Here is a 14,024-nt window from a genome sequence, read left to right as displayed (position 1 = left end):
GTGTATTGACGGTAATATGGCGCTCGACGATGACATCCGCATTCTTGGCACCGTAGATCTGTTCGGCTCGCTTACGCCCGAACAGCTGCGGCTGCTTGCGTTCGGCGCGGAGCGGCTGGTGCTGCGGGCGGGCCGCGAATTGTTCCGCGAGGGACAGAGCGCCGATTGCGCCTATGTCATCGTCTCCGGCAGCATATGCCTTTTCCAGGAAGACGAGCGCGGCAGCCGCGTGACGATCCGCTCCGTCGGTCCCGGCGCGGTGCTGGGCGAGATGGCGCTCATCGCCCAGACCTCGCGGCTGACCGGCGCCTTCGCCGAGAGCGAGACGGAAGTCCTGCGGCTTTCCCGCGCCATCTTCCACCGCATCCTCGAAGAATTCCCCGAGGTCGCCGTAGCGCTTCATTCCCATGTCAGCCGCAATCTGCTTCAGCTGGTAAGCGAGATCGAGAAGGTCGCGCCGCGCCTCGCCCCGGAGGATTGAGTTCGGCTATAATTCAACCGTCCGCTCGATGCCGATCGCATCGAGAAAAACCCGATCATGGCTCACCACCAGCAATGCGCCGTCATAGCCGTTGAGCGCCGCCTCCAGCGCCTCGATGGAATCGAGATCGAGATGATTGGTCGGCTCGTCGAGGATGAGCAGCTCCGGCTTCTGCGTGCCGTCGAGCACGCAGGCAAGCGCTGCGCGCAGCAACTCTCCACCGCTCAATGTCCCCGCAAGACGCGAAGCGCTTGTCCCTCGAAATGAAAACCGCGCCAGCGCCGCATGGGCGTCATTGTCGTTCGCCCCGGGATTGAGCCGGCGGAAATTCGCATGGAGCGTCGCCGTGCGGTCCATGAGGCTCATCTGCTGGTCGAACATCACGGTGCGGGCAAACCGGCTCACTTTGCCGGCCACAGGCTGAAGCTCCCCGGTTATGAGGCGAAGCAGGCTGGTCTTGCCCGCGCCATTGCGCCCCGTCACGGCTATGCGCTCCGGCCCGACGATCTTGAGCGAGAAATCTTGGATGACCGGCGCGTCCGGCACGGGACCGCCCGAGACATTCTCCATGCTCAGCAATATCCTGCCGGAAGGCGCGGACGCTCCCTCCGCCGCGAAGCGCAACGGCGTGACCCGCTCCACCTTCGCCTCGGCTGCGCGCAATTGCGCCTCGGCTTCCGCCGCCTGGCGCTGGGCGAGAGCGGTTCCCCGCCCGCCGGTTTTCTGGGCGCGGTCCTCTCGCGCATCGAGCAGCAGTTTGCTCATCCCGGCATCGGCGCGGGATTTGCGCCCCCTGGCATCGCTGCGCGCCTGCCGCTCCGCAGCCGCCTGCGCCTTGCGCTGCACGGCTTTGGCCTCCCGCTGCGCCAGGAGGAGATCGCGCGCGGCGCCTTCACGCTCCCGCGCTTTCTGCTCGCGGTAAAAATCCCAGTTCCCGCCATAAAGATGGAGCCCGTCCTGCGATAGCTCCGCTATGGCATCCATGGCCCGCAAGAGCTCACGATCATGGCTGACCACCACGGCAGCGCCGCGCCAGCCGGACAGAAGCGCCATCACCGCCTCCCGTCCCTCGCGGTCGAGATTGTTGGTCGGCTCGTCCAGCAAGATGAGATCGGGTTCGTGAAACAGGAGAGCGGCCAGCGCGGCGCGCGTCTGCTGCCCGCCGCTTAAAGAAGAGACAGGCGCGCTGGGATCGAGGTCAGGCAGACCGAATTTCTGTAAAACCTGGGCGAACCGCTGCGGCAGCAGCCAGTCCGCCTCGGCAAGATCGGCATCCCCAGCAGAGCCGGCCTCGATGCGCGCGAGGATGTCGAGACCGGAGCGGATGCGGAAAAGATCTGCCAGCGTTTCATGTGAATCCCCGCCGGTATTCTGCCCGACCACGCCGATCTTGCCGTTTATAGAAACGGTTCCGGCGGTTGGCGGCAATGCGCCGCTCATGATCCGCAGCAGCGTGGACTTCCCCACGCCATTGCGCCCGACAATGCCTATGCGGCCCGCCGTAACACTGAGATTGACGGAGCTGAAAAGAAGACGGCCATCAGCCGTGGTGCAGGATATGTCCTGAAGCGTCAGAAGAGCAGTCATTGCAAGCCATGGAATCGTTGGAAACACTGGTCGTCAGAAACAGTGAAATCCGATCCATCGCTTTTGCTCCTCTATTCAACACCATCCATTATAGGTTCGGCGCGCCGCTTAATCCAGACCGAAAATGGCGATGACGGGCACATGGTCCGAAGGCCGGTCCCAGCCGCGCGCTTCGCGCAGGATCGTCACCGAGGCGAGATCGGTTTCGAGATCGGGCGAGCCCCAGATATGGTCGAGACGGCGGCCACGGTCCGACGCCTCCCAGTCGCGCGCACGGTAGCTCCACCAGGTGAACACCTTCTGCTCCGGCGCAATGTGATGGCGCACGAGGTCGCTCCAGCCGCCGAGGCGGCGCGCCAGCTCCAGCCCCTCGGTCTCGACCGGCGTGTGGCTGACCACATTCAGAAGCTGCTTGTGCGACCAGACATCGGTTTCGAGCGGCGCGATGTTGAGGTCGCCCACGAGGATGGACGAACAGCCGTCGCCTGTATTGGCGAGGATGGCTTTCATCTCCTCGATGAAGCCGAGCTTGTGCGCAAATTTCGGGTTGATATCAGGGTCCGGCTCGTCGCCGCCGGCGGGGACATAGAAATTATGGATGCGCAGGCGCTTGCCCCCAGCCGTCACCACGCTGCTCACATGGCGGCAATCGACGATGTTGCAGAAACCTTTGCGCTCGATCCCCTCAAGCGGACGGCGCGAGAGGGTGGCAACGCCGTGATAGCCCTTCTGGCCGCTGACCGCGATATGCTGATAGCCGAGCGCCTGGAACGCTTCATAGGGAAAGAGATCGTCCGTGCATTTGATCTCCTGCAGGCAGAGCACATCGGGCTGATACTCCCTCAGAAAGCGCTCGACCAGCGGCAAACGCAGGCGCACGGAATTGATGTTCCAGGTGGCGATCGAAAAGGGCATGGAATTGGCTCGCTCGCGGGGGATGAATCGCGGGCGAACTTACAGCATCGCGGCAGCGGTGCCAGCCTGAAATTGGCGCAGCTTGTTGGGAAAATGCTGGCGCCCTACGTCGCCCTGCTCGCACCGTCCGGAGGGTCGGGTGGGGGTGGTGACGTTTGCGCTACGGTCGTCAGCAAACGCGCAGACCTCGCCACCCCCATCCGCCCGCTAAAGCGGGGTTCGTCGCTGGAAAAGCCAAATCGTTGGCTTTTTCCTCGGCCTTCGGCCGAACGCTCCTCAATCCCCGCAAGGGGGAAGGAGGAGGCGTCACTGCCCCTTCCGCTTCATCGCGATGCGCTGGTAGTCGATCTTGAACATGTCAGGCGCAAAGCGCACGCCCTCGCGAACATTGAAGATCATGACTGTCGTATCGAGGTTCTGCGCGTCGGTGATCGTCCACTGCTTCAAGGCATAGGTCTTCGGATCGAACATCATGGTGATTTTCGAATTGCCGAAGATCGATTCATCGCCGAGCACGATGGTCGTCATATCAGGCTCCTGGCGGACCGACTTCAGCCGTCCGCCGCCAAGATCGATACGGTCACCCAGCAGCAGCTTCAGCGGCGTCTTCGTCAGCGGATAGAGGTCCCAGGTGTCGAGCTTGCGGTTGTTCACGACCACGGATTCGCCATCCGAGATCACCCGGATCGGTGAATTGTTGTAATTGAAGCGGATCTTGCCCGGGCGCTCGATATAGAAGGTGCCGCCGCTCTGCTCGCCGCGCGGGCCGAACTGCACGAACTCGCCGGTCATGGTGCGCACGGCGGAAAAATGATCGGCAATCTGCTGCGCCGCCGCCATCTGCTGCTGGTTGACCTGCGCAAGCGCTGGAGAAACGGACAGCCCAAGCGGCGCCGCCATCGAAGCGCCCATGACGGTGAGGCCGAGCATGGCACCACGCAGAACCGCAACAAGCCGCATCTTTTCCGTTTTCATCAAAAACCTGTCTCTCGTTATTCTTCCCAGATTGGATCAATAGTTTGACGCGAGTGTGGCGTCTCAACGGTCGATGCTCATGGTTCGTTCCGCTTTTATCGATACATCTTGGAACTTACATGCTCCTCATCCGGTCGGATGTGGGCGCTTGCTGCTATCGTTTGTCTAATACTCATCCCCCTCGCCCGGCACGAGGATTTCGCGCTTGCCCGCATGGTTTGCGGGGCCGACGATGCCTTCCCGCTCCATGCGCTCGATGATCGAGGCGGCGCGGTTGTAGCCGATGCCGAGGCGGCGCTGGATATAGGAGGTCGAGGCCTTCTTGTCGCGCAGCACCACCGCCACAGCCTGATCGTAGGGATCGTCGGAATCGTCGAGATTGGAGGTGCCTGCCGGACCGCCGCCGCCTTCGCCATCCTCGTCGTCTTCCTGGGTGATGGCGTCGAGATATTCCGGCGCGCCCTGGCGCTTCAGATGCTGCACGACCTTCTCCACCTCGTCGTCGCCGACGAACGGCCCGTGAACGCGCTGGATGCGCCCGCCGCCTGCCATGAACAGCATGTCGCCCTGCCCGAGCAATTGCTCCGCGCCCTGCTCGCCAAGAATGGTGCGGCTGTCAATCTTCGAGGTGACCTGGAAGGAGATGCGCGTCGGGAAATTGGCCTTGATCGTGCCGGTGATGACGTCGACCGAAGGCCGCTGCGTCGCCATGATGACGTGGATGCCCGCCGCGCGCGCCATCTGCGCCAGCCGCTGCACCGCGCCTTCGATATCCTTGCCCGCGACCATCATCAGATCGGCCATCTCGTCGATGATGACGACGATATAGGGCATCGGCTCGAGATCGAGTTCCTCCGTCTCGTAGACCGCTTCGCCCGTGTCGCGGTCGAAGCCGGTCTGCACCGTGCGGGCGATGCGCTCGCCCTTCATCTGCGCCTGTCCGACGCGGGCGTTGAAACCGTCGATATTGCGCACGCCCACCTTCGACATCTTGCGATAGCGGTCCTCCATCTCGCGCACGGTCCATTTGAGCGCGACGACGGCCTTCTTCGGATCGGTCACCACAGGCGTCAGCAGATGCGGGATACCGTCATAGACGGAGAGTTCTAGCATCTTAGGGTCAATCATGATGAGACGGCATTGCTGTGGCGTCATGCGGTAGAGCAGCGATAGGATCATCGTGTTGATGGCGACCGACTTGCCCGAGCCGGTGGTGCCCGCAACGAGCAGATGCGGGAATTTGGTGATGTCGGCGATGACGGGCTCGCCATTGATCGTCTTGCCGAGCGCCAGCGCCAGCTTGGTCTTGGTTTCGCTGAAATCGCGGCTCGCCAGCATCTCGCGCAAATAGACCATTTCGCGCTTCTGGTTGGGCAGCTCGATGCCGATGGCATTGCGCCCCGGCACAACAGCGACACGCGCGGCAATGGCGCTCATCGAGCGGGCGATATCGTCGGCAAGACCGATGACACGCGAGGATTTGATGCCGGGCGCGGGTTCCAGCTCATAGAGCGTGACGACAGGTCCGGGACGCACATGGATGATGTCGCCCTTGACGCCGAAATCTTCCAGAACGCCTTCCAGAAGCCGCGCATTCTGCTCCAGCGCCTCCTTGGAAAGGCTGGGATCGCGCACCACAGCCTTCGGCTCCGCGAGCAGCTTCAGCGACGGCAATTCGAAAACGCCGCTGATCCTGCGCTGTGGCTTCACCGCCTCCTGCGCCCGCGCGCCCGGCTTCACCGAACGCGGCGGCACCTCGACGCGCCCGGTCGCCAGAGGACGGTCGGCAGCTGCCACGCCGGCCGGTGCGGCCAGGTCATCGTCATCCTCGTCGTCAAAAGGCGCGACATCGAGCCGCTCGCGCCCGGCGTCGAAACCGGGTTCACGCCGCGCGCCCGAGCGGGCCGGAACCGCGGCGAACGGATCGTCCTCATCCTGCCGCCCGCGCGGCTTCGGCACGCGGGAGGTAAGGCGATGCAGCATCGCCCGCGCGCTGTAGTACCAATGCGTCACCGCGCCGAGCGCAAGCGAGCCGCTATCGTCTTCCTCGTCGTCTTCATCCTCTTCGTCCAGCTCCTGCGGCGTGCGGGCCTTGGGCCGCGCCGGGCTGGCCAGCGGCTGCACCCGCCCGGTCAAACCGCTGGCGAAAGCGCACAGAAACAGCGCGGGAACGGCGAGCACCGCGATAATGATCGACGCCGCGGGACCGCGCGGAAATTCGCCGAGGAAGAGGCTCGGAAGTTTCAGCACCAGATCGCCCAGCACGCCGCCAAGCCCGATGGGCATCGGCCAGCTCTCGGGCACGGAAAAGCAGCTGGCGATGGCGGCGAAAAGCAGGGCAGCGCCGACCCAGGCGAGAATGCGCTTCGGCAGACGCCCGATATGACCATGGGCGATCAAGAGCATGCCCCAGAAGATGGCGGGAAGCAGCGCGGCGACGCTCGACAGGCCCAGGAACTGCATGGCGATATCGGAAAACACCGCGCCCGGATAGCCGAGCGCATTGGTGACCGGATTGGACGTGGCATGGCTGAAGCTCGGATCGGCGACATTCCACGTCGCCAGCGCACCCGCCGCGAGCGCCACGCCGGCGAGAATGAGCAACCCCAGCAGAATGTCGATCTGCCGCCGGAAAATCCCCGCCAGTTCCAGACGAGCGTTCCGCGTTCTCTCGTCCCGAACGGCATATGAGGGCGAGTATCCTTGCCGCATAAAGCTTTTCCCGAGTGCCTGTAAAATGGTCGCCTGTCCGCGCCTGATAACCCCTTATCGAGGCGGATTCGGGTCCAACCCTAAGGCAGGGAAGGTTAAGGCCGCATTAACCATGCCGAAGTGCAGCGCCCTAAAAAGAAGGCCCGGCAGAACCGGGCCTTCGCAATGCTGGCTCCCCTCCTTCCCCCTTGCGGGGAGGGGTGGGATGCGAACTTAATGCACCGTCTCGCCATGCAGGTTGATGTCGAGTCCCTCGATCTCTTCCTGCTTGGTCGGGCGCAGGCCGGTGATGGCCTTGACGATATAGAGGATGATCGCCGTGGCGATGGCCGCGTAGATGATGGTGAAGATCACGCCATAGATCTGCGTGCCCACCGAAGCGCCGGCGCTCAAGCTGTTGATCGCGGGGTCGGCGAACACGCCGGTCAGAACAGCGCCGACGATGCCGCCCACGCCATGGACGCCGAAGGCATCGAGCGAGTCGTCATAGCCGAGCGCATGCTTTACCTTGACGGCGGCGATGTAGCAGATGACGCCCGCCACGAGGCCGATGATGAGCGCGCCGGTGGGGTTGACGAAGCCCGCCGCCGGAGTGACCGCGACGAGGCCCGCGACCGCGCCGGAGATGATGCCTAGCACGCTGGGCTTCTTGGCGATGATCCATTCAGCAAACATCCAGGCAAGCGCTGCGCCCGCTGTGGCGACCTGCGTGTTCAGCATGGCGACAGCCGCGAGCGCGTTGGAGCCAGCCGCCGAACCGGCGTTGAAGCCGAACCAGCCGACCCACAGCAGCGAAGCGCCGACAACCGAAAGCACGAGATTGTGCGGCGCCATATTGACCTGGCCGTAGCCCTCACGCTTGCCGATGACGAGCGCCGCGACGAGACCGGCAATACCGGCATTGATGTGAACCACCGTGCCGCCCGCGAAATCGAGAACGCCGTCCGAGCCGAGGAAGCCGCCGCCCCAGACCCAATGCGCCACCGGCACATAGACGATGAGCAGCCAGAGCGCCATGAACAGCAGCATGGACGAAAATTTCATACGCTCCGCGAACGCGCCGCAGATCAGCGCGGGCGTGATGATCGCGAAGGTCATCTGGAACATGATGAACAGATATTCCGGGATCGTGCCCGCCAGCGGGTGGGCGGTGGTCATGCTGACGCCGGAGAGGAAGGTCTTGCTGAAGCCGCCGAGATAGGCGTTGAGCGAGCCGCCATCGGTGAAGACCAGCGAATAGCCGAACACCATCCACAATATGCTGACAAGGCAGCAGATGGCGAAGCTCTGCATGACCGTAGAGAGCACGTTCTTCTGGCGGACCATGCCGCCATAGAAGAGCGCCAGCCCGGGGATGGTCATCATCAGCACCAGCGCTGTCGATGTCAGCATCCATGCCGTGTCGCCGGTGTTGAATTCAGGCGTGGCGGCGGCAGCGGCGGGCGCGTCCTGCGCCATGGCCGTTCCGGCAAAAGCGCCCAGAAGAGCGAGCGAACCCAAAGCGGTCCGCGCATGTCTATTCAGTGTGAACATCAAAAATCTCCGTCGTACACCGGCCCAAACGCGCGATTTCCGCGTCCCAAGTCCCGGCCCAATGCCCCATAACCAAATTCCGTGCCAATTCCCGTCCTGGCGCCTAACCGGCTATAAAGGCTGATTATTTTGTTTCCCCTCGACAGGACCGCTCGCTGCGCTTGCGCGCATTGCACAAAAAGCAGACAATTCACCCAATAGTGCCGCTTGTTTGTGCATTCGACCCTGGGAAGCCATGACAATCCCCCGTCGCTTCTAGAGCGCGTCGCCGTCGGTCTCGCCGGTGCGGATGCGCACCGCCTGGTCGAGGGGGATCACGAAAATCTTGCCGTCGCCGATCTGGCCGGTCTTGGCCGCGGCGGTGATCGTCTCGACGGTCTTTTCCACGAGATCAGCCGGCACGGCGACTTCGACCTTGATCTTCGGCAGGAAGCTCACGGCATATTCCGCGCCGCGATAGATTTCCGTATGGCCCTTCTGCCGCCCGTATCCCTTGACCTCGGTTACGGTCAGGCCCTGGATGCCGATAGCGGTGAGCGCTTCGCGCACCTCGTCCAGCTTGAATGGCTTGATGATCGCCATCACGATTTTCATCTGCATCTACCCCTGCTTTAGCATGATCCTAGAAGTCGCAGCCTCCAGATCATGCGGCGAAAAATTGCGGTTTCCCGCGGTTGAAGGCACAGGCTTGGCAACGCCGCACCGGTGACTGCAGGGTTCGATACAAGCTTCGTGCCAAATGGATTACGGTGTTGATTTCACATAGAAATCTGCGTGCGCGACCAATGGCGCACGCATAAAATGCCTAATAAATAGCCGGAATAAATTCAACCTGCGCGAGATGGCGCGATTTTAATCATCTTCCCGCACCCGGATCAGCCCCTCCTGCGCCACGGAGGCGATGAGCAGGCCGTCGCGGGTGTAGATGGAGCCGCGATTGAAGCCGCGCGCGCCGGAGGCGTTCGGGCTGTCCTGCGTATAGAGCAGCCAGTCGTCGAGCTTGCAGGGATGGTGGAACCACATGGCATGGTCGAGGCTCGCCACCTGCAGGTCGCGGTCGAAGATCGAGCGGCCATGGGCATAGAGCGAGGTGTCGAGCAGCGTCATGTCGGAGATATAGGCGAGCACCGCCGCCTGCAATGCGCGGTCGCCGGGCACCGGGCCGGTGGTTCTTATCCAGACATGCTGTTCCGGCGGCAGCTTCTCGCGCGAAAAATAATGGGTGAGCGAAACCGGCTTCATCTCGATGGGGCGCTCGCTGCCCCAATATTTGCGCACATTTTCCGGCGCGAGCTTTAAATATTGGTCCTTGAGTTCCCGGTCGCTGATGAGCTTTTCGGGCGGCGGCACATCCTGCGGCATTGCCTTCTGGTGCGAGAGTCCGTCCTCATCCACCTGGAACGAGGCCGACAGCGAAAAGATCGCCTTGCCGTGCTGGATGGCGAGGACGCGCCTCGTCGAGAAGCTCGACCCGTCACGGATGCGGTCCACCTCGTAGATGATGGGCACCGCCGGATCGCCGGGGCGCACGAAATAGGCGTGGAGCGAATGCACATGCCGGTCCTTGCCCACCGTGCGCTGCGCCGCCACTAGCGCCTGCCCGATCACCTGCCCACCGAACACCCGTTGCCATCCCACCTGCGGGCTGCGGCCGCGGAACAGATCGTGTTCCAGCGTCTCGAGATCGAGGATGGAGAGCAGTTCTTCCATGGCTGCGGACATCGGGATTCGCCTTGCGCTTGGGGGTGCCTATATTGTGTTCGGTACGATGGAAATCAGGAACGTTGACAGGCGTCAAGGATAGGCCCATGCACAGGAGCATGCCCCCGAGAAGTTGCAGACGTCTCGGATAAGGTCATGCGGCCGAATATGGCAATACGTGACGGAAGGAAGAAGCGATGACCGTTGAGACCTCTACCCAGACCGCCCCGGTCGACGTTCTGATTGCCGGCGGCGGCTATGTTGGGCTCGCCACGGCGGTGGCGGTGAAGGCCGCTGCGACGCACCTGCGTGTCCTCGTCATCGATGCCGCACCTCCCGGAAGCTGGACGAAGGATCCGCGCGCCTCGGCCATCGCCGCCGCCGCCTCGCGCATGCTGAACCGGCTCGGCTGCTGGCAGCCGATCCTGCCCGAGGCGCAGCCGATTACCGAAATGATCGTCACCGATTCCCGCACATCCGATCCCGTGCGTCCCGTTTTCCTCACCTTCGATGGCGATGTGACGCCGGGCGAGCCCTTCGCCCATATGGTCGAGAACCGCAATCTGAACGCCGCGCTCCATGCCAAGGCGGAAGAGCTGGGCGTCGAGATCGTCGAAGGCATCGGCGTCGAGGGATTCACGACGAATACCAACAGCGTCACCGTTACCTTAAGCGACGGGCGCGTGCTCACGGCGCGGCTGCTCATCGCCGCCGACGGCGTGCGCTCCCGCCTGCGCGAGCGCGCCGGCATCAAGACCGTGCAATGGGATTACGGCCAGTCCGGCATCGTCTGCACCGTCCATCACGAGCGCCCGCATAATGGCCGCGCCGAAGAGCATTTCCTGCCGGCCGGCCCCTTCGCCACTTTGCCGCTCAAGGGCAACCGCTCGTCCCTCGTCTGGACCGAACGCACCCGCGATGCGGAGCGCATCGTGGGTCTCGACGATTTCCGCTTCGAAGCGGAGCTGGAGCAGCGCTTCGGCCACAAGCTGGGCGCCATCCACGTCGAAAGCCCGCGCCGGGCCTTCCCACTCGGCCTGATGCTGGTGCGTGAATATGTCCGCCCGCGCTTCGCGCTCGTCGGCGACGCCGCCCATGGCATCCACCCCATCGCCGGACAGGGCCTCAATCTGGGCTTCCGCGATGCCGCCGCCCTTGCCGAAATCATCGTCGGCACCGACCGGCTCGGCCTCGACATCGGCTCGCTTGCAGCACTGGAGCGCTACCAGTCCTGGCGGCGCTTCGACACGGTGCAAATGGGCGTGACGACCGATCTGCTCAATCGCCTCTTCTCCAACGACATTGCGCCTGTCCGCGCCTTCAGGGACATCGGCCTCGGCCTCGTCGATCGCATGCCCGGCATGAAGCGTTTTTTCATCCGTCAGGCAGCAGGATTGACGGGCGGTACCCCGCGCCTTTTGCAAGGCGAGGCGATTTAGAGAATAATAAATCGCCGTCCTGACAGGGCGGAGCGTTGTAGATTCTCGGGATAAGCCCGAGAATGACGGAGAAATGCTCGCGATATTATGATTACCCAAGAGTAAAAGGCTCGTATCGTTGCACTGGCCAGCAATGGTACGCTCCTCTATATTGTCAACTGCAATCATGCAAACGCTTCTCATAAGCATGATCTCGAGAAGTCGCAGACTTTTTGGATGAGATCATGCCCGAACAACAAGGAGACAGCAGATGGACAGGAAAGCAACGGCGGTCTGGAAAGGCGGCCTCAAGGATGGAACGGGCACGCTCGACACACAAAGCGGCGCGCTAAAGGGACTTCCCTATAATTTCAAGGCCCGCTTCGAGGATGAAAGCGGCAAGGCCGGAACCAACCCGGAAGAACTGCTCGCCGCGGCCCATGCCGGCTGCTTCGCCATGCAGCTTTCCCATTTCCTGGCTGAAAACGGCACCCCGGCTGAGAAGCTGGACGCGACAGCAACGGTCAGCGTCAATCCTGCCGCAGGCGGCGGGTTTGAAATCACCCGAAGCGCCATTACGCTCGTCGGCACCGTGCCCAACATCAGCGACGCCGACTTCCGCAAATTCGCCGAGCAGGCAAAGGAAGCCTGCCCGCTGTCCAAGGCGCTCGGCGCCATCGAGGTGACGCTCGACGCGAAGCTTGGCTGATTAAAACGCCCTCCCTCCCCCTCGCGGGGAGGGAGCCAGACCTACTCCGGCAAATGGCAGACGGCCTCGATATTGTGCCCGTCGGGATCGAGGACAAAAGCCGAATAATAATCCGGATGATAATGCGCGCGAATGCCCGGCGCGCCATTGTCCTGCCCGCCTGCCGCAAGCGCCGCCTCGTAAAAGCGGTTCACCTCCGCGCGCGTGCCGGCGGAGAAGGCGATGTGCAACACCCCTTGCAGCTGCGCCCCTTTTTGCGCCCCGATCCAGAATTCCGGCTTGCCATGGCGGCCATAGCCGACCCAATGGCCGAATTCCATCACCGACTCGATCCCAAGAGGTCCAAGCACCGCGTCATAAAACGCCCGCGATTTCTGCATGTCGGAAATGTTGAAACCGATATGATCGAGCATGGAACATTACCTCGCGATTTTAATCGGAATCCGGCGCGATCAATTGCACTGCCGGAAAGTAAGTCCGGGTAGCGTCTAATGTCTCGCGTCAGCAACGGAATTCCGGCAATCGACGCATGGGCGCCTATGAAGAAATCAGGCAGAACACCCGTTCGCGTTCCCCCTGCCTTGCGATATCGTGCAAATATTTTTCCAGCCACAAATAACGCGGGCTTCGGGATTGCTACCCTGTCAACTTCGTTTTCACCAAGGAAAGTGTCGAGCGCTTCGATACTCTCATAGCGAACCGCAAGCTCGGCATAGATGACGTCATTGATGATCAATGGTCCGGCGGAACTCACCGCCTCCAGCCGCGCCATCGACCAACGCGCCCATTTCGGGTCGTTGGTAACAATATCCAGCAAAACGTTGGTATCGACGAGCGTCACTCTTCGCCACGCGTCAATGCCATGATCTCGTCAGTGCTCGGCCCTGGGCCGGCGTGACCGAGAAATTTCTCGAAACGGCTCACCGGGCGGGCTTCATCCGCCCGCGTCAGCACCACGCTGCCATCGGACGCTTGCCGGAAATCGACCTTGCTGCCCGGCCCGATCCCCAGGAGATCGCGCACGGGTTTCGGTATAGTGACCTGTCCTTTTGCGGTAACCGTCGTAACCATGATCGCCTCCTGGCAACACCTTCGGTTCCTGAAGGTATTACCAGTGCCACCGGTTTTCAATCCCGCTGCAGGATGCTGCTACACCCGCCGTTCCACCAGCATCTTCTTGATCTCGGCAATTGCCTTGGCCGGATTGAGACCCTTCGGGCAGGTCTGCGCGCAATTCATGATCGTGTGGCAGCGATAGAGCCGGAACGGGTCTTCCAGATTGTCGAGCCGCTCGCCCGTCGCCTCATCGCGCGAGTCGATGAGCCAGCGATAGGCCTGCAGGAGCACAGCAGGGCCGAGATAGCGTTCGCCGTTCCACCAATAGCTCGGGCACGAAGTCTGGCAGCAGAAGCAGAGGATGCATTCATAGAGCCCGTCGAGCTTCGCCCGGTCCTCATGGCTCTGCAGCCACTCCTTGGCCGGCTCCGGCGAGACGGTCTTGAGATAGGGATCGATCGAGGCGAGCTGCGCATAGGGCACCGTCAGGTCCGGCACCAGATCCTTGATGACGGGCATATGCGGCAGCGGATAGACCTTCACCGTGCCGTCGATCTCATCCATGCCCTTGGTGCAGGCGAGCGTGTTGGCGCCGTCGATGTTCATCGCGCAGGAGCCGCAAATGCCCTCGCGGCAGGAGCGGCGCAGCGTCAGCGTCGGGTCGACATTGTTCTTGATCCAGAGCAGCCCGTCCAGCACCATCGGCCCGCAATCGTCGCGGTCGACATAATAGGTGTCCATGCGCGGGTTTTCGTCGTCATCCGGCGACCAGCGATAGATCTTGAATTCCGTCAGGTTGTTCGCGCCCGCGGGCCGGGGCCAGACATGGCCCGGCTTGATCTTCGAATTCTGAGGAAGTGAGAATTCAGCCATTGCTCTGGATCCTTCAGAGCAAGTCCAGGAAAAGTGTGAAGCGATTTTCCGTCCGGACTTGCGT

Annotated in this window: 13 protein-coding genes and 1 pseudogene; 3 read left to right on the top strand and 11 right to left on the bottom strand. The window is 62.4% G+C overall.

Translation table 11 applies throughout. The features are described 5' to 3' along the window. Positions 1-16 precede the first annotated feature (16 nt). Positions 17-481, top strand: a complete 465-nt coding sequence (locus tag ACOWVG_RS06400) for a cyclic nucleotide-binding domain-containing protein (protein ID WP_420960700.1) — start codon at positions 17-19, stop codon at positions 479-481. Between the two features lie 6 nt (positions 482-487). Here ACOWVG_RS06400 and ACOWVG_RS06395 read toward each other — a convergent pair whose 3' ends face one another. From ACOWVG_RS06395 to tesB, 7 genes are all read right to left on the bottom strand, one after another. Then, positions 488-2,068 (bottom strand): ABC-F family ATP-binding cassette domain-containing protein, encoded by a 1,581-nt coding sequence (locus ACOWVG_RS06395; RefSeq protein WP_420960698.1) that lies wholly within the window; start codon positions 2,066-2,068, stop codon positions 488-490. 108 nt (positions 2,069-2,176) lie between these two features. Beyond that, positions 2,177-2,983 (bottom strand): exodeoxyribonuclease III, encoded by an 807-nt coding sequence (locus ACOWVG_RS06390; protein ID WP_420960695.1) that lies wholly within the window; start codon positions 2,981-2,983, stop codon positions 2,177-2,179. Between the two features lie 306 nt (positions 2,984-3,289). Further along, positions 3,290-3,958 (bottom strand): outer-membrane lipoprotein carrier protein LolA, encoded by a 669-nt coding sequence (locus ACOWVG_RS06385; protein WP_420960693.1) that lies wholly within the window; start codon positions 3,956-3,958, stop codon positions 3,290-3,292. Between the two features lie 165 nt (positions 3,959-4,123). Beyond that, positions 4,124-6,670: a DNA translocase FtsK 4TM domain-containing protein gene (locus ACOWVG_RS06380; RefSeq protein ID WP_420960691.1), complete on the bottom strand. Its 2,547-nt coding sequence runs from the start codon at positions 6,668-6,670 to the stop codon at positions 4,124-4,126. Between the two features lie 213 nt (positions 6,671-6,883). Then, on the bottom strand, positions 6,884-8,203 hold the full coding sequence (locus ACOWVG_RS06375) for an ammonium transporter (RefSeq protein WP_420960689.1): 1,320 nt from the start codon (positions 8,201-8,203) through the stop codon (positions 6,884-6,886). A gap of 255 nt (positions 8,204-8,458) precedes the next feature. Then, positions 8,459-8,797 carry a P-II family nitrogen regulator gene (locus ACOWVG_RS06370; protein ID WP_420960820.1) on the bottom strand — a complete coding sequence of 113 codons (339 nt, stop codon included), beginning with the start codon at positions 8,795-8,797 and terminating at the stop codon, positions 8,459-8,461. Positions 8,798-9,055: 258 nt separating this feature from the next. Further along, a complete protein-coding gene (tesB, locus tag ACOWVG_RS06365; RefSeq protein WP_420960687.1) occupies positions 9,056-9,925 on the bottom strand; it encodes an acyl-CoA thioesterase II in 870 nt (289 codons plus the stop codon). Between the two features lie 176 nt (positions 9,926-10,101). Between tesB and ACOWVG_RS06360 the strand changes: the two genes are divergently transcribed. Both ACOWVG_RS06360 and ACOWVG_RS06355 read left to right on the top strand, forming a co-directional pair. Further along, on the top strand, positions 10,102-11,343 hold the full coding sequence (locus ACOWVG_RS06360) for a ubiquinone biosynthesis hydroxylase (RefSeq protein WP_420960685.1): 1,242 nt from the start codon (positions 10,102-10,104) through the stop codon (positions 11,341-11,343). A gap of 250 nt (positions 11,344-11,593) precedes the next feature. After that, the gene (locus tag ACOWVG_RS06355; protein ID WP_420960683.1) at positions 11,594-12,031 is read left to right on the top strand and encodes an OsmC family protein; all 438 of its coding nucleotides are present in this window, start codon (positions 11,594-11,596) and stop codon (positions 12,029-12,031) included. 41 nt (positions 12,032-12,072) lie between these two features. Here the strand turns inward: ACOWVG_RS06355 and ACOWVG_RS06350 are convergent, their stop codons facing one another. The 4 genes and pseudogenes from ACOWVG_RS06350 to ACOWVG_RS06335 all read right to left on the bottom strand — a co-directional run bounded on the left by ACOWVG_RS06350 (position 12,073) and on the right by ACOWVG_RS06335 (position 13,960). Next, positions 12,073-12,444: a VOC family protein gene (locus ACOWVG_RS06350; protein WP_420960681.1), complete on the bottom strand. Its 372-nt coding sequence runs from the start codon at positions 12,442-12,444 to the stop codon at positions 12,073-12,075. A gap of 19 nt (positions 12,445-12,463) precedes the next feature. Continuing rightward, positions 12,464-12,872, bottom strand: a pseudogene (locus ACOWVG_RS06345) (type II toxin-antitoxin system VapC family toxin). Continuing rightward, entirely contained in the window at positions 12,869-13,102 is a 234-nt protein-coding gene (locus ACOWVG_RS06340; RefSeq protein ID WP_420960679.1) for an AbrB/MazE/SpoVT family DNA-binding domain-containing protein, read from the bottom strand. Before ACOWVG_RS06340 ends, ACOWVG_RS06345 begins: the two are co-directional and overlap by 4 nt. 78 nt (positions 13,103-13,180) lie before the next feature. Then, entirely contained in the window at positions 13,181-13,960 is a 780-nt protein-coding gene (locus ACOWVG_RS06335) for a succinate dehydrogenase iron-sulfur subunit (RefSeq protein ID WP_420960677.1), read from the bottom strand. Positions 13,961-14,024: the final 64 nt, after the last annotated feature.

The sequence above is a fragment of the Brucella sp. IR073 genome (assembly GCF_049065735.1).
Taxonomy (GTDB): Bacteria; Pseudomonadota; Alphaproteobacteria; order Rhizobiales; family Rhizobiaceae; genus Paramesorhizobium.
Note: the sequence above shows the minus strand (reverse complement) of the source record. Positions and strands in the feature narration are given on the sequence as shown.

Bases quoted from the DNA above. Each gene is read 5' to 3' on its own strand.
- ACOWVG_RS06400 (WP_420960700.1), top strand. From the start codon at position 17: ATGGCGCTCGACGATGACATCCGCATTCTTGGCACCGTAGATCTGTTC.
- ACOWVG_RS06395 (WP_420960698.1), bottom strand. From the start codon at position 2,068: ATGACTGCTCTTCTGACGCTTCAGGACATATCCTGCACCACGGCTGAT.
- ACOWVG_RS06390 (WP_420960695.1), bottom strand. From the start codon at position 2,983: ATGCCCTTTTCGATCGCCACCTGGAACATCAATTCCGTGCGCCTGCGT.
- ACOWVG_RS06385 (WP_420960693.1), bottom strand. From the start codon at position 3,958: ATGAAAACGGAAAAGATGCGGCTTGTTGCGGTTCTGCGTGGTGCCATG.
- ACOWVG_RS06380 (WP_420960691.1), bottom strand. From the start codon at position 6,670: ATGCGGCAAGGATACTCGCCCTCATATGCCGTTCGGGACGAGAGAACG.
- ACOWVG_RS06375 (WP_420960689.1), bottom strand. From the start codon at position 8,203: ATGTTCACACTGAATAGACATGCGCGGACCGCTTTGGGTTCGCTCGCT.
- ACOWVG_RS06370 (WP_420960820.1), bottom strand. From the start codon at position 8,797: ATGAAAATCGTGATGGCGATCATCAAGCCATTCAAGCTGGACGAGGTG.
- tesB (WP_420960687.1), bottom strand. From the start codon at position 9,925: ATGTCCGCAGCCATGGAAGAACTGCTCTCCATCCTCGATCTCGAGACG.
- ACOWVG_RS06360 (WP_420960685.1), top strand. From the start codon at position 10,102: ATGACCGTTGAGACCTCTACCCAGACCGCCCCGGTCGACGTTCTGATT.
- ACOWVG_RS06355 (WP_420960683.1), top strand. From the start codon at position 11,594: ATGGACAGGAAAGCAACGGCGGTCTGGAAAGGCGGCCTCAAGGATGGA.
- ACOWVG_RS06350 (WP_420960681.1), bottom strand. From the start codon at position 12,444: ATGCTCGATCATATCGGTTTCAACATTTCCGACATGCAGAAATCGCGG.
- ACOWVG_RS06340 (WP_420960679.1), bottom strand. From the start codon at position 13,102: ATGGTTACGACGGTTACCGCAAAAGGACAGGTCACTATACCGAAACCC.
- ACOWVG_RS06335 (WP_420960677.1), bottom strand. From the start codon at position 13,960: ATGGCTGAATTCTCACTTCCTCAGAATTCGAAGATCAAGCCGGGCCAT.